Source organism: Vulcanisaeta distributa DSM 14429 (genome assembly GCF_000148385.1).
GTDB lineage: Archaea > Thermoproteota > Thermoprotei > Thermoproteales > Thermocladiaceae > Vulcanisaeta > Vulcanisaeta distributa.
The window spans coordinates 1-13,949 of the sequence record NC_014537.1 but is presented as its reverse complement, the minus strand read 5'-3'; the positions used below and the strand labels follow the sequence as shown (position 1 = coordinate 13,949).

The following is a 13,949-nucleotide window of genomic DNA, read 5'->3' as shown; positions in this document are numbered from 1 at the left end:
GTTGTGACAGGAACAAAATATAAAAAGAATCCCATTTTTATTTATCGTTAAGTTATGGAGGAATTGAGGACTAGGTTGTTCGATAGGATGAGGTTTTATAGGAAACAATGCCCATATTGCAAGCATTACTTCTGGACGTTAAACAAGGACCAGGAGTCCTGTGGTGATCAACCATGCACGCCATACCTATTCATAGGAAACCCACCTGGTAAGTTCAGGCCTGAGTCCATTAGAGATGTTAGGGAGAGGTTCCTAAACTTCTTCGAGAGGCACGGTCACGTTAGAATAAAGAGGTACCCAGTGGTTGCGCGTTGGAGGACTGACGTTTACCTAGTCGGCGCATCAATATATGACTTCCAGCCATGGGTCACCGAGGGCATTGTACCGCCACCTGCAAACCCACTGACCCTTTCACAACCGAGTATTAGGTTTACGGATATTGATAAGGTCGGCCGCAGCGGTAGGCACTTAACGGGCTTTGAAATGATGGCTCACCACGCCTTCAATTACCCCGATAAGTACATTTACTGGATTGACGAGACCGTTGAATACGCCCATGAATTCTTCACAAAGGAGCTCGGCCTTAAGGATCATGAAATTACATATAAGGAGAATATTTGGGAGGGCGGCGGCAATGCCGGTGAGTGCCTTGAGGTGCTCGTGAGTGGTTTGGAAATAGCCACGCTCGTCTTCATGCATTATAGGACCGTCAATGGTAAGTACGTGGAAATGCCCATGAAGATAGTGGACACGGGCTACGGGCTCGAGAGAATCTACTGGCTACTCACCGGTAAACCCACCGTCTACGACGCGGTCTTTGGCCCATTCATAGAAAAATTAAGGAGTAAGTTGGGACTTCCTAAACCAAGCAATGAGATGTTAATGCATATGGCGACCTATTTCGGTCAACTTGATCCTGAGGTTACGAGTATTGAGAAGGCCTATGAGTACATATCGAGTAAGGTCGGCATGGACGTTAATGAGGTTAGGAACATACTGAAGGCGCAGGAGACCCTATACATACTTAGTGATCATGGTAGGACCCTCTCCTGGATGATGGCTGATGGCGTGATACCGAGTAATTCAGGCGTTGGTTACCTGGGTAGGCTCCTGCTTAGGAGGATGCTTAGGAGCATGTATGTTGCCGGTATTGAAATGCCGCTCACCGAGGTCATGGACATGGAACTTGAGTTCTTAAGGGATGATTACCCAGAGGTTTATGAGGAGAGACAGACAATACTTGAGTTAGTTGACCTCGAGGAGAGGAAGTTCAAGGAATTACTTAGGCAGGCGCCGGGCATAATTGATAGGGTCATTAGGGATAGGGAAAGAAGGACTGGTAAGAGGGAACTCACGGTTGATGACCTAATTATGCTCTACGACTCACAGGGACTACCGCCCGAGGTTGTGCGTGAAGTCGCCTCATCAAGGCTTGGGCTGAGCGTTGTCGTGCCTGACGACTTCTACTCAAGGCTTGCGGCCAGGTACCAGAGACAGGTTGGTGAGGAGAAGCCCAAGGTTGATGTGAACCCGGTGGAGGTTCAGGACTTACCGCAGACTAGGGAATTATTCTATGAGAATATGAGGTTGTTCCAGTTCAATGCAAAGGTGTTAAGGGTCATTAGGGGTAAGTACGTGGTTCTCGACCAAACGGCATTCTACCCAGAGGGTGGTGGGCAGGTGGCTGACCACGGCGTTATTAGGCATAGTAGGGGCGAGGCAAGGGTTATTGATGTCCAGAGGGTTGGTCCGGTGATTGTCCATGTTATTGAGGGTGAACCGCCAATGGAGGGTGAGACCGTGGAGGGGATTGTTGATGCAACCCGTAGACTTGACCTAATGAGGATGCACACAGCAACCCACATATTACTTCAGAGCATTAGGCGTGTCCTTGGTAGGCATGTTTGGCAGGCAGGTGCGGAGAAGAATGTGCCCTTCAGCAGGCTTGATGTGACGCATTACAAGCTACCCAGTAGGGATGAGATTAGGAAGATTGAGGAGTTGGCAAACCAAATGGTTGTTGCTAATTACCCAGTGATCATTAGATGGTTGGGCAGGACTGATGCTGAGTCAAAGTTTGGTGTTTACATATACCAGGGAGGCGCCGTTCCAGGGGCTAAGCTGAGGATTGTCCAGGTGGGTCCCGACGATAACCCATATGACGTGGAGGCTTGTGGAGGCATGCATGTAGGTAGTACTGGTGAGATTGGTATGATTAAGATTGTCAAGGTTGAGAAGATTCAGGAGGGTGTTGTTAGGTTCATATTCACCACAGGTAGGCACGCACTTAATTATACGGAGTCCCTTGAGGACTCTATTAATGAGGTATCTGAATTAATTGGTAAGGGTAGGGAGGACGTGGTTAAGGGCGTTAAGGAGCTACTCAGTGATGTGAGTAAGATGGAGGGTAGGATTAAGGCATTGACTAGGAAGGCCATTAAGGGCGATATCGCGGAGGCCATGGGTAGGGAAACAGCCATAAACGGCGTCGGCTTCACATACATGGAGTATGAGAATGAGGATAGAAACTACATACAGGAGTTCGCCAAGGAGTACCTAGGCGCTAGGCCTAACACTGTGCTATTGATAATTAATAGGGTCAGTAACGGCACTGAGTACATGGTTTACCTAAGCCCAGAAACAGCCAAGCGCGTGAGCATTAAGGAATTAATGGCGAGACTTAACGCAAGTGTTAATGGTAAGGGTGGTGGATCAACAACCTACGGCCAGGGATTCGCCCAGGGCAGGCCGCCGGTGGACACGCTTGTGAGCACGGTTAAATCGTTCCTAAGCTCTATAAGCTCCTCCTAACTGTCTTCCCAATCTCATCCTTAAAACACCAAATGCCCTCACCAATATCAAGTAGGACAATGCCCAACTTACTAACCAACTTGTCACTTAGTAATACCTCATCAGCGCGCTCGCTAATCACGGCATGAGCCGTAATGCCGCCAACCTCCCTATCATTTTCAAGAACCCAGACCTGGACCGCGTTAGGTATTAGTATTAACCTAGTCACCGTCCCATCGGCAAGTACGTAATTCTTAACCTCGGAACCACTGGGTAACTTGGGCAGTAGGTTTAGGTCCTCGGCAACACCCCTCGGTATCAACACCTCAGGCTCCTGGGTCTCATAGCCCGTGGTGACCAATGCCTTGGCTACCGTGGTCTTCCCCATTATTGAGGATAGCTTAACCCGCAGTCGAATAGCCATTATAATTAAGGCTTTATTGAATTATTAATGCCTTTCTTAGTGAGCCCACGGAAATGTTAGTAAGGTTTTTAACCTAATTCAATCATGGATTAAGGATTATGTCGAGTAGTACAAACATAAATAGGATGCTCCTAGTAGCTGTGATAGTACTTGCGGTGGCACTCGCGGCAGTACTAATATACTTCCTCGCCTTTAAGACAACACCAACACAAAAAACACCATCAAGCCAGGGCTCATCAAGCTCTTCATCCCAAAACTCAGCATCCTCACAGCTATCACTAGCCACAACCGCGTTTGAAAGAGGTGTCGAGAATTGGCTGAGCATTGAATGCATTTATAGTAATTATGGTGAGAATGCGACGTTGAATGCCGTGAATAGTATATACACGATAGCGTATAACTACATCTATGATTATGAGGAGACAAACAACGTGACATACCTATTACTATACCCAATAGCCCAGTACCAATACATAGAAAGCAATTATGCAAAATGTGCAATAAATGAAAGTGACCAGGGCTTAGTCAATACCGTATTAGGCGCATTAAGTAATATAAACACCGTGGCATACACACTTAACATACCAGGTAATCTACTTGGCACACCATTGTTCATCGTTTTTGATAGGACGAATAATGTAACGTATGTTCTCGCCGGCGCCTCACCCTACGTCTTCAACGCAATTAACGATGCAGTAAGGGGCAACATAACCGTATTCACGTATCAGGGGCAGGAACTTGGCTATGGCTTTAGGGCGAACTCAACCCAGGTATCGTTCATAGATCAGATAATATCCTCTGGATTAAGAATTGGCAATCCAAGTGCAAACATAACGGTCATCGAGTTCCTAGACCCGGTATGTCCGTATTGCGCATTGTTCCAGGTAATGTATGGCAGGTCACTGGAGACTATGATTAATAGCGGCTATGTGTATTACGTGATTCAGTACTTCCCAACTCACGTGCTTGGTTATGGATGTTCATCACCAACAATAGCACAAATGCTAGGGCCATACTGCGGATAATATTCCACAGCACAAAAATTGTTTAAATACACAAATTTACATTAAGATACCGTGGGTATAAATCCAAGGGAGGTTAGGAGACTGCTCAAGCGGTTTGGCATTCAGGACCTTAACCTGGAGGAGGTGAGTAACGTAACGAAGGTGATTATTTACCTAGGCGATGGATCTACAATAGAGATTAATAAACCCGTGGTGGCTAGGATGAGAATTCAGGGATTATCAATATACCAGGTACAGGCCAGTGACTCGGATGTGAAGGTTGTGAAACCTCAATCAACATTACCACAACCAAGGCCATCATTAATAATACAACAACCACAGAAACAAGCCACGCAAACACTTGCAGCAGAGACTACTAAGCAGTATGAACCTAGTGAGGACGATATTAAACTCGTCATGGAGGAGACGGGATGTACGAGGGAGGAAGCCATTAGGGCACTAAAGGAAACCAATGGGGATATTGCTGAGGCTATAGTTAAGATACAGAGCCAAAAAGGCGCTAAGTAATGCCCACTCCCTCCTGGGGAGTTCGATTTATTAGTCAATAAATGGCACGACTATTAATGAGAGTGCCTAAGGCAATAGGGAGAGTACTCATTGTATTACTACTCATTATTGTGCTTGCCGAGATAGCCTTCCTACTAATTAATTGGCGTAACATGATCGATGTGAACACAGTCAGGTTCTTCACCATAAACTCAACCACAGGCCTATTGCTATTAACGCTGGTCACCCACAATGCGTATGCCAAGGTAATAATCATCATAGAGAACCCATCAAACGAAACACTACTAATTTACTTAAGCAATGGAACAACCATGACATTAGGGCCGCTTAGTAAGGTTAAGTTAACGTATCTATTCACACCAAGCAGTTACTACTCATTTCCAACATGCTCCGGAGCACTTGGGCTTGTCTCACCCAATGCGTCGATAACGATACCCTTCTCACTAAATAGTATGGTTAACCCCATCGTAATTTACGAAAACGTAACCAGCCTGAGACTATTACGCCAAGTAGTACCTATAATACTAATGCAAATAAGGCACGTATCACAATGTGCCATGTTAGGTACAGACCTACTGGTGACCACCGCCAATGATGAAGATGAAAGTGTAACGATCATGGTTATAGTGAGTAAGTTGGTGATCGTGGTATGAGCATTGAGGATGCAAGGACTAAGCTCATGGCCCTTAAGGACGTATTAAATCATATTGAGGGCATTAATAAGGCCATGGATGAATTGCCAAAGTTACTCATTACCGTGTTGGGCATAGTGGCTATGGTGTTGGGTGGGTATATTGCGTATATTATCATATACGTGCTGACTGCACGCTCAATGGCACCACAACTACAAAGCTGGGGTGTAATTATCATAAGTATATTATTAATTGCGATACCATACTACGTATATACACGTATTGATAAGTTAATGAGAGGGGTGAGTACGTATGATTACTGGGTTGGGAAGCTTCAGTCAGGTATTTCTGGAATTCTAGAGGTTTTATCAACGCTGGATTTTGACGGTATTGAGTATAAGATTAATAGGGCTAGGGCTGGTTATGCCCTATTGATTATAGTTAAGTTACTGGCCTTATCAATACTCCTTGCCATACTAATCTTTGGATTAACCCTATTATTGCTTAGTTTCCTGGGTTATACCCAGTTGAACTGGTACGTAATAGCCATGACCGTGATCCTAGATATAGCGATCACACTGGCGCTTGAGTGGGATAGCATCACTAATGATGTTAAAAAATTATGGTCCCTAGGTGGGTTAATTATTGAGCTTAGGTGGCTCTACCATGAGCTCAAGGGAATTCAGGCCTGACCTGTACGTGTTGGCTCGAATCATTGAGGCCCTGGTCAATAATGGGACTATGAGGAGAACTAGGTTGGCAACTGCCTGTGGTTTATCTTATGATAAGTTTGAGAGGTATCTTGAGTGGATGGTTAGTAGGGGCTTGGTGATGATTGACGGTGATGGCCTTGTCAGGCTTACGAGGGATGGCGAGAGGACGTATGAGGAGCTGGTCCTGTGGATTAAGAGGTATGTTGGTTCGTTGAGGATTAATAGGATTTAATGGGCGTAGTGTTTAAATACCCATACCTTCCCAGTAACTCGACGTCACTATGCCGCTTAGGCCTGGACGCTGCTATAGGAGGTTGAAGAGGCCTTACACGAGGACTGAGTACATAGCCGGTGCTCCATATGTTCAAATACCTAGGTTTGAGCTTGGCAATACGAAGCCCAGGGAGAGGGCTAGGTTTGACTATGTGGCTGAGCTTGTGGCTGAGGAGACCGGTCAAATAAGGGCCAATGCCCTTGAAGCCGCCAGGCAGATGGCGTATAAGTACCTGTCTAAGTACGTTGGCGACCCCAACTTCTACCTGAAGATAAATGTCTACCCATTCCATGTGATTAGGGAGAATAAGATGCTGGCTATGGCAGGTGCTGACCGTCTGCAGCAAGGTATGAGGCTGGCCTTTGGTGTTCCGTCAGGTAGGGCCGCAAGGATCCTTAGGCCCGGTACTATCATAATGCACCTTGAGATTGAGGGCAAAAACCTGGCTCACGCTAAGGAGGCCCTTAAGAGAGCTGCGTCCAAGTTACCGCTTCCAATGAGAATAGTTATCTATCCAAAGCAGGCCCAGGCTAAGGTTGTTGCTCAGTCATAGGCCCTGAAGCACAAGGATTATAAGGCGCTAGTTTTTCGGTGAGTTAGAGTAGGTGAATTGCTAATATGAGTAGTGGCTTAGATGCTAGGCAGTTGTATAAGGGCCGTATTGAGGCTGCGACGGAGATATGGAGTAAGATAATGAGGAATGAGGTAAGCACAAGAAACCAGCTTGAGGAGTTGGTGTACATTGTCTATAAGCAGAAGGGTATTGAGCCGTTTAGGGGCTTGAGTAAGGTTAGGATTTACGATAAGGAGATAGCCACGATATACATAATTGGTAAGTACGGCCTTGGCCTATTGGATGGGGAATTAACCAATGCCTTCAGGAATATTTTCAATGTTGAGGTAGCGTGCGATGAAATATACAGCTTCCTCAAGAGTAAGAACTTCCAACTCAATGATAATAACGACACCGAGCAGTTTAGAAAGATGGTTGATAACGAGGTTTTAGGACCTAGGACTGAGGAGAGGGGGTTTAGGTTGTTGAGGTATGTGTTCACTGGTACAATAATGAGGTTTTTCCCTGAGGAGGACTTCGTGGGTACTTACAGGGCATTGAGCACGGCATACCCAGACCTGGCGAGTAGGTTTATGAGGTACGTGAGGTTCTACGTGGCCTTTAGGGTTGCGGAGGACATTGCACTGGGTAGCATTAAGAAGATTGAGGAGAAGAAGATAATGAAGTATACGCACTGCCTAAGGCTTAACCTGACAAAGTGTGTCCCGCACGATAAGTTGATTAGGGAGATAGCCCTCAGGGTGTATAAGGTGCCTAAGAAGATCCTTGATAGGTTATTCCCAAATGAAGACCAGAGATCATTCATACCAAAGGCGCAGTAGAATATTCCTTAAAAATCAAAATCTATTCCTTATTCCTTAACAACCTTAAAAATCGAACTCCAAATCCCACCCTGCTCAACAACCCTCTCACTCACTATCCTAAATCCATACTTGACAAGTAATTTCTTGGCGAGAGACTTCCTAACCGTGATAAAGACCATACTCGAGCCGTCCCTGAGGACATTCCTAAGCGCTCTAAATAATGAACCATAAAAGTCGGCTATCCCCTTAAGTGGTTCTATGCGAATTCCAAATGGAGGATTGAAAATAGCGTATGAACACGCGTTATCCCTAATGGCAGGCCTTGTTGAATCCATGACCACAAAATCAATTAAATAATCCACATTGGCCTCCCTGGCGTTTGCCAATGCACCATTCACATAGCCATAATCAATGTCTGCGCATAGAAAAATCACGTCCCTCCTCATTAAGGCGCCTTCGATTACTATGGTGCCACTACCGCAGGTGACGTCGCAAATCCTCGATGATGGGGCTGGACTTAATATCCTGAACATGGCGTTGGCCAATATGGGGTTTATAGAGGCTGGATGATTGAACTTCCTATACGGTCTATTTCTAAGGGGTTTACGGGTTATTGATAGGCCCAATACGCACTTATCCTGGTCAATAATGAGTCTCAATGTGAGGTCAGCATTATCAAGGTTGAAGAGCGACTTAAGGCCCATGGACATTAGAAACTCGGAAATCCTCTCACCAAGTAATGCCGCCGCATCTGGGCTCTTGAACTCATGATCCCCAGACCTATCGGCCATTATACCAATTGTAGTATTTACGGTATAATAATTGAGTAATTCGTCAAGCCTTAGCTTCCAAATACAATCCCTTAAACTACCCATGTCCCTACCAACATTCTTTATATCTAGAACCATTACTACATGCTCTACAGTACCTAACGCCTTTAACTCGTTAATAGTCACATTATTAATGTCTATCAGCACCTTACCTGTCACATTGGATGAACCAAACACCTCAGCCGTAACAACCCTATCCTTGAACAATTCCTTAACCTCGCTGATCACCGCATCCTCAATTCCAGGCACCGTTGTTAGGAGTACCCTCATTCATGAAGTAAGTGAGGTAATTAAGTTAAAAAGGCATTCCGTGACTCACAGTACATGCACTGCCGTGGGATTTACCGTTATTATCCCAAGAGTCATTAACAACTGTATTACACCCGAGATTATGAGCGCGATAACTACTGGTGTTGAGGCCATGTATAGAAGTAACTTCACGGCTACGGCAACGTACTTAATCAAATGATACTTTATATAATATTGTAGTTGTGGTTTCATACCCATTAACAATTGGTAAATAGTGATGACAGTTATTAGGGACAACTCTATGGATATTAAGTTGCCAGCTATCGGATTTAAACTTGACGATAAATTAAAGAGGAAATAACCAATGATGGAGCCAATGAGTAATGATACTAGGTACTTAGGCACAGAGTAATTACTGAGCTTAAGCACCAGTAATGCGTAGTTAATTAATTCATGAGTACCTAACTTGCTCACGCCATAGGCCCTATTCCTAAAGATGTACGGTACCTCGACAACCCTAAGCGAATTACCATACTTAACATGAAATAGCGTCAATAGCTCTAGGATTAGTTTATAACCTGATGAATCGCTAAGCATGTCAATCACGCCCCTTAACTTACCCGCATTCACAGCGAAGAAGCCACTAATTGGGTCCTTAATGCTGCGTGTCCAGGGCATTAGTAACCTTGCCATGTACGTAGCCCCCTTACTAATGGCGAGTCTCTTAAATGACCAACCAACGATACCGCCGCCCTTAACGTACCTACTGGCTATTGCTAAATCCACGCCATTCACAAGCACAGCCTTAACAAGGTTGGGAACCACGTCAGGTGGGTGCTGCAGATCGGCATCCATGACAACTATGGAGTTGGCGCCCTTATCGAGGCAGGCCCTCATGCCAGTCTTAATGGCACTACCCAGACCAAGCTTAGCACCCCTCTCAATTAATTCAGCCCTATTCGTTACCCTGGCGAACTCCATAACGACATCCTGAGTACCGTCAGTACTGCCATCATCAACAACCACAATAAACCAGTCATAATCAGCCAGGTAATTTCTCAGCATGGGTAATAGTATCCTCAGATTATCAGCCTCATTTATTGTCGGTAATACAATACACGCATCCACTTGGTAATAAGCAGGAACAAGGGAAATAAGCATTACTTTGACGGAAAAGAGTTGATTAGGCATGGCAGCAACAAACCTAAATAAAATATGTATTAGTTAGTTTAATAATTGATTTTTATCATTCAACAATTAATGCGAGTATTGGCGGCCGTGTTGAGGGAGTTCAATAAGCCCTTTAGTATTGAGGAGTATGATATTGGAGAACCTGGACCCAACGACATTGTGGTAAGGGTAAAGGCGGAGGGTATTTGTGGCCGTGACCTGGTCATTTGGAGGGGTGGCTTCAGGAATTTAAAACCTCCATTAATCCTTGGGCATGAAATATTCGGCGAGGTTGATGGAAGGGCTGTTGGCGTATTTGGAGCTATTACTGATGGTACATGTCCATACTGCAGGGCTGGTAAGGAGAATCTATGCTTAAATCTTCAATTCTTCGGTGAGGGGAGACCAGGCGGTTATGCGGAGGTCGTGATAGCGCCAAGGAGTAACGTGTTTGAATTACCGGATAATGACTATGTTAAGTATGCCGCAGCCGTATGCCCGCTGGCCACGGCAATACATGCGAGTAAACTAGGTAATATTGGGCCAGGTACTAGGGTTCTCGTTACTGGGGCTGGAGGCGGTGTTGGCATACATACAATACAGTATTTAAAGAGCCTTGGCGCATACGTAATATCAATAACGTCACCTGCCAAGGCTGATTTTGTGGCTAAGTATTCGGATGAGGTTATTACGGATAGGGAGTTCTCAAGGAAGGTTAGGGATGTCGATGTTGTCCTGGAAATAGTAGGTGCTGCAACAATAAATGAAAGTCTTAGGGTGTTGAAGCGTGAGGGTACGCTAGTCTTGATAGGTAATACTGAGGGTGAGGAGATTAGGTTGATTAGACCTGCGCTTACGGTGATGAGGGAGCATAGGATAGTTGGCTCGGCCGCATACACGAGGAGGGAGGTTCTTGAAGCCGTTGACCTCCTTCATAGAGGTGTCGTTAAGCCCGTCTATAAAGTCTATAACTTTAAGGATGTTAATCAGGCATATAACGACTTAGTTAATCAACGGGTTTTAGGCAGGGCTGTGTTGGTATTTTAATGAAGTAAAAATTAATAATAATTAGGTAATGTCTTCTCTGTGGTTCTGAGGAGGTCCCAATTATTTGTTCCCGGTAATAATGAGCACATGATTAGGAAGGCAGCCCTCGAGTTGAAGCCCGACTCTGTGATCATTGATCTTGAGGATGCTGTGCCAATTGATGGTAAGGAGTCTGCACGTAAGTTAATAAGGGAATTACTCCCACAACTTGATTGGAAGGGTAAGGAGTTATGTGTCAGGGTTAATGACCCAAAGACACCCTTCTTTTACGCCGACATAGACACCGTGTATAAGATCGACGTCGTTAAGTGCATTGTTATCCCAAAGGCTGAGTTTGACCTAAGCTTTGTCTATAAGGCCACGGGTAGGGAGATAGAGCCGTTGATAGAGACGGCTAGGGGATTACTTAGGGTTGAGGATGTTATTAGAAGTGAGGGCGTCACCGCGGTATCCTACGGCGCAGCTGACTTTGCGCTTTCAGTTGGTGGCGTTGTGAAGACCTACGAACAGAGCCAGGTTCTTAAGACCTTGGTTGTTTCAGCGGCGAGGGCTTATGGAGTTGACCCAATTGATAAGGTATTCTTTGATATCAAGGATATTGAAGGCTTTAGGAAAGAGTGTGTTGAGGCTAAGTCCATGGGGTTCATCGGTAAGCAGGTTATTCACCCAAGCCAAATACCCGTGGCCAACGAGGTATTTTCACCAAGCGAGGAGGAGATTAATTGGGCTAGGAGGGTCGTTGAGGCCTATGAGAAGGCGGTTAGGGAGGGTCGTGGCGCAATAAGTCTCGAGGGCCAATTAGTGGATTATGTGCATTACAAGTTGGCTAAGAGGATCCTTGACTTCGCGAATCAGACTGATTCATGAATGCATGCTCAAGCTCAGAAAAGAATCGCTCAATTGCTAAGACACGTGGATCACCCTCACTAAGCCTTATTATCCTAATCCTACCGAACCTCTTCTCCTCAGCAATGCCAAGCCTCTTAAGCGCTTCCACGTGGTACTCAATCACCTTATAATTAACGCCCAACTCCCTGGAAAGCTTCGTTATGTTCACCTCCTTATACTTAATCAAAGCCCTAAGCACCCTAACCCTAATCCTTGATGAGAATAGGTCTTCTATGAAGTCGATACTCACGTACCCAATTCACCCTTGATAATCTTCTCTAACTCCTCCTTTAACGTTTCAAGTGGCTCAGATGGTATTGATATTAACGTTGTCCTACCCCTCATACCCTTACTAGACGTCCTAGTCTCAACAAAGCCCTTCGTATTCAAATCCCTAAGGTACTCCCACAACTGCGTGTGTTTCCTGGGCTCCTGGCCATACTGCTCACAGAGCATTTGGTACTCATCCTCGGCAGTCCCAAAGGGTATGTATGGCGAGTTCGGGTTCTTCATTAAACTCCTAACAATGGCCAATAAGAATATCTTCTCATGCAATGGTAACATTCTAAGTTCATCACTCCTAATACCCCTGAGCGTATTCTTTATAGCCTCCCTGACATGCTCAGGTAAAATCCTATCAACACCCTTCATCTCGGCGAGTTTTGAAGCTCTCCACAGTATGTCAATGGCATACCTAGCATCACCCCTATGCTCATCCATTGATTTCTCATCAACGCCGGCCACGTCGGCTATCATCTCGAGTATCTCCTCATCATATGCACCATCGACTAAGGCCTCCTGAGCCCTCGCAAGAAGTATCTCGAATATCTGATCCTTTGTGTACGGCTCAAACTTAATCACTGCATTACCAAGTGCACTCTGTGAACTCCTATCGAGCTGATCCCTAAAGGTTAGGTCCTGGCTAATCAGGATTAGACCAAACCTATACTTATCGCCCCTGCTTACGTACTCCTCACCGAGCCTTATCAAAGTACCTAATGCGTGAGGACCACTATTATTGACCAGGTGAAACACATCATCAAGGGCGACTATCGCGTATATGTCCTTATCCCTAACCATGTCCAGAAGCATCTTAAGTAATTCCTCTGTTGAGAATCCCCTCTTTGGTATTGCAATGTTTAATTGAACGCCAATATCCTTTAGCACCGAACTTAGTGTTCTATTGAGGAAGCAGGACACGTGAACGTACCTAACCCTCTCACTTGACCTCACCACGTAATTCCCAAACTTCCTACTCGTCACGGTCTTACCACTGCCAGGCCTACCAATAAGCACGACCTTTGGGTACATAGAGCCTGGACTCTCGAGGAAGCCACTAAAGTATGTCTCAAGCTGCTTCAGTTGTTCTTCCCTATGTGGTAGCTTGCTCGGTATGTATTCCGGCGTTAACGCGGCTTCGTTCTTGAAGATCCTTGGCATTTACTATTTCTTTAGTAGAGAGGTAAAAAATAGTTTTTGGTTACTATATAAGAATTGACCTAGGGTTAACTGAAACTTTCACTAAACCCTCACAAACGACCTAGGTCCTACGTAAATGCCGAACCAATTAACTAAACCCTCAATAATAACCACGCAGTCAGAGTCGCCCCTATATATTGCGTGAAAGCCAAGACTCCTCAATAAATTAATTAATGCATTCTCACAATCGCTATTGCTTATTAAAGATCCACGTAATCTACACCTAACAACGTAAACCCTGCAATCACCGCTCACGTATTTACGAACAGCGCTTATCAAATCATTAACCGTACTATAACTTCCCTCGTAAATAATCGGAACTATCGAGGTAAGTACGCTTTCAGGTATTGGCGCATTAACGAGAAGACTAGCCACGTACTTAGGATCCTTACCGGTCTCCACGATTAAGACGCCTCTGAATTCCGTGGCCTTAACATTCACGTCCTTGTCAAAGAAGAATAGGTAATCCCTAATGTCCTGCCTTATGCCGTATTCAAAGGATGACTTAACGGTAATTAATACCTTATTCACCATAATACTCATT

16 protein-coding genes are annotated in these 13,949 nt (G+C 45.1%); 10 read left to right on the top strand and 6 right to left on the bottom strand.

Annotation, left to right across the window (positions count from 1 at the left end; translation table 11 throughout):
• The first annotated feature begins 54 nt into the window (after positions 1-54).
• Entirely contained in the window at positions 55-2,811 is a 2,757-nt protein-coding gene (alaS, locus tag VDIS_RS00075; RefSeq protein ID WP_013335156.1) for an alanine--tRNA ligase, read from the top strand.
• On the opposite strand, the gene VDIS_RS00070 is transcribed toward alaS, so the two are convergent.
• Positions 2,795-3,214, bottom strand: coding sequence for a pepsin/retropepsin-like aspartic protease family protein (locus tag VDIS_RS00070; protein ID WP_013335155.1), 420 nt, complete (start codon positions 3,212-3,214; stop codon positions 2,795-2,797). The genes alaS and VDIS_RS00070 overlap by 17 nt on opposite strands.
• Before the next feature lie 98 nt (positions 3,215-3,312).
• Between VDIS_RS00070 and VDIS_RS00065 the strand changes: the two genes are divergently transcribed.
• The 7 genes from VDIS_RS00065 (at position 3,313) to VDIS_RS00035 (ending at position 7,760) form a co-directional block, all read left to right on the top strand.
• Positions 3,313-4,239: a thioredoxin domain-containing protein gene (locus VDIS_RS00065; protein ID WP_013335154.1), complete on the top strand. Its 927-nt coding sequence runs from the start codon at positions 3,313-3,315 to the stop codon at positions 4,237-4,239.
• Positions 4,240-4,290: 51 nt separating this feature from the next.
• Positions 4,291-4,746 (top strand): nascent polypeptide-associated complex protein, encoded by a 456-nt coding sequence (locus tag VDIS_RS00060; RefSeq protein WP_013335153.1) that lies wholly within the window; start codon positions 4,291-4,293, stop codon positions 4,744-4,746.
• 56 nt (positions 4,747-4,802) lie between these two features.
• Positions 4,803-5,399, top strand: coding sequence for a hypothetical protein (locus VDIS_RS00055; protein WP_013335152.1), 597 nt, complete (start codon positions 4,803-4,805; stop codon positions 5,397-5,399).
• Positions 5,396-6,070 carry a hypothetical protein gene (locus VDIS_RS00050; RefSeq protein WP_013335151.1) on the top strand — a complete coding sequence of 225 codons (675 nt, stop codon included), beginning with the start codon at positions 5,396-5,398 and terminating at the stop codon, positions 6,068-6,070. The genes VDIS_RS00055 and VDIS_RS00050 overlap by 4 nt, the downstream gene beginning before the upstream one ends.
• Positions 6,045-6,323 carry a winged helix-turn-helix domain-containing protein gene (locus tag VDIS_RS00045; RefSeq protein ID WP_013335150.1) on the top strand — a complete coding sequence of 93 codons (279 nt, stop codon included), beginning with the start codon at positions 6,045-6,047 and terminating at the stop codon, positions 6,321-6,323. The genes VDIS_RS00050 and VDIS_RS00045 overlap by 26 nt, the downstream gene beginning before the upstream one ends.
• Before the next feature lie 49 nt (positions 6,324-6,372).
• A complete protein-coding gene (locus VDIS_RS00040; protein WP_013335149.1) occupies positions 6,373-6,918 on the top strand; it encodes a 50S ribosomal protein L16 in 546 nt (181 codons plus the stop codon).
• Positions 6,919-6,983: 65 nt separating this feature from the next.
• Entirely contained in the window at positions 6,984-7,760 is a 777-nt protein-coding gene (locus VDIS_RS00035; protein WP_013335148.1) for a DUF2192 domain-containing protein, read from the top strand.
• Between the two features lie 29 nt (positions 7,761-7,789).
• Here VDIS_RS00035 and VDIS_RS00030 read toward each other — a convergent pair whose 3' ends face one another.
• Complete coding sequence (locus VDIS_RS00030) at positions 7,790-8,842, bottom strand: THUMP domain-containing class I SAM-dependent methyltransferase (RefSeq protein ID WP_013335147.1); 1,053 nt, start codon at positions 8,840-8,842, stop codon at positions 7,790-7,792.
• A 45-nt stretch (positions 8,843-8,887) separates the two neighbouring features.
• Positions 8,888-9,949 (bottom strand): polyprenol monophosphomannose synthase, encoded by a 1,062-nt coding sequence (locus VDIS_RS00025; protein WP_245522527.1) that lies wholly within the window; start codon positions 9,947-9,949, stop codon positions 8,888-8,890.
• 132 nt (positions 9,950-10,081) lie between these two features.
• Between VDIS_RS00025 and VDIS_RS00020 the strand changes: the two genes are divergently transcribed.
• Positions 10,082-11,038, top strand: coding sequence for an alcohol dehydrogenase catalytic domain-containing protein (locus tag VDIS_RS00020; protein WP_013335145.1), 957 nt, complete (start codon positions 10,082-10,084; stop codon positions 11,036-11,038).
• A gap of 39 nt (positions 11,039-11,077) precedes the next feature.
• Positions 11,078-11,905 carry an HpcH/HpaI aldolase/citrate lyase family protein gene (locus VDIS_RS00015; protein ID WP_013335144.1) on the top strand — a complete coding sequence of 276 codons (828 nt, stop codon included), beginning with the start codon at positions 11,078-11,080 and terminating at the stop codon, positions 11,903-11,905.
• Here VDIS_RS00015 and VDIS_RS00010 read toward each other — a convergent pair.
• The 3 genes from VDIS_RS00010 to VDIS_RS12525 form a co-directional block, all read right to left on the bottom strand.
• On the bottom strand, positions 11,865-12,176 hold the full coding sequence (locus tag VDIS_RS00010) for an ArsR/SmtB family transcription factor (protein WP_013335143.1): 312 nt from the start codon (positions 12,174-12,176) through the stop codon (positions 11,865-11,867). The two genes, VDIS_RS00015 and VDIS_RS00010, sit on opposite strands and share 41 nt — an antisense overlap.
• A complete protein-coding gene (locus VDIS_RS00005; RefSeq protein ID WP_013335142.1) occupies positions 12,173-13,366 on the bottom strand; it encodes an ORC1-type DNA replication protein in 1,194 nt (397 codons plus the stop codon). Before VDIS_RS00005 ends, VDIS_RS00010 begins: the two co-directional genes overlap by 4 nt.
• A gap of 81 nt (positions 13,367-13,447) precedes the next feature.
• Positions 13,448-13,948, bottom strand: coding sequence for a THUMP domain-containing protein (locus VDIS_RS12525; protein ID WP_013335141.1), 501 nt, complete (start codon positions 13,946-13,948; stop codon positions 13,448-13,450).
• Between the last annotated feature and the right edge of the window lies 1 nt (position 13,949).

Coding starts and splice junctions, on each gene's coding strand:
- alaS (WP_013335156.1), top strand. CDS start 55: ATGGAGGAATTGAGGACTAGGTTGTTCGATAGGATGAGGTTTTATAGG.
- VDIS_RS00070 (WP_013335155.1), bottom strand. CDS start 3,214: ATGGCTATTCGACTGCGGGTTAAGCTATCCTCAATAATGGGGAAGACC.
- VDIS_RS00065 (WP_013335154.1), top strand. CDS start 3,313: ATGTCGAGTAGTACAAACATAAATAGGATGCTCCTAGTAGCTGTGATA.
- VDIS_RS00055 (WP_013335152.1), top strand. CDS start 4,803: ATGAGAGTGCCTAAGGCAATAGGGAGAGTACTCATTGTATTACTACTC.
- VDIS_RS00050 (WP_013335151.1), top strand. CDS start 5,396: ATGAGCATTGAGGATGCAAGGACTAAGCTCATGGCCCTTAAGGACGTA.
- VDIS_RS00045 (WP_013335150.1), top strand. CDS start 6,045: ATGAGCTCAAGGGAATTCAGGCCTGACCTGTACGTGTTGGCTCGAATC.
- VDIS_RS00040 (WP_013335149.1), top strand. CDS start 6,373: ATGCCGCTTAGGCCTGGACGCTGCTATAGGAGGTTGAAGAGGCCTTAC.
- VDIS_RS00035 (WP_013335148.1), top strand. CDS start 6,984: ATGAGTAGTGGCTTAGATGCTAGGCAGTTGTATAAGGGCCGTATTGAG.
- VDIS_RS00030 (WP_013335147.1), bottom strand. CDS start 8,842: ATGAGGGTACTCCTAACAACGGTGCCTGGAATTGAGGATGCGGTGATC.
- VDIS_RS00020 (WP_013335145.1), top strand. CDS start 10,082: ATGCGAGTATTGGCGGCCGTGTTGAGGGAGTTCAATAAGCCCTTTAGT.
- VDIS_RS00005 (WP_013335142.1), bottom strand. CDS start 13,366: ATGCCAAGGATCTTCAAGAACGAAGCCGCGTTAACGCCGGAATACATA.
- VDIS_RS12525 (WP_013335141.1), bottom strand. CDS start 13,948: ATGAGTATTATGGTGAATAAGGTATTAATTACCGTTAAGTCATCCTTT.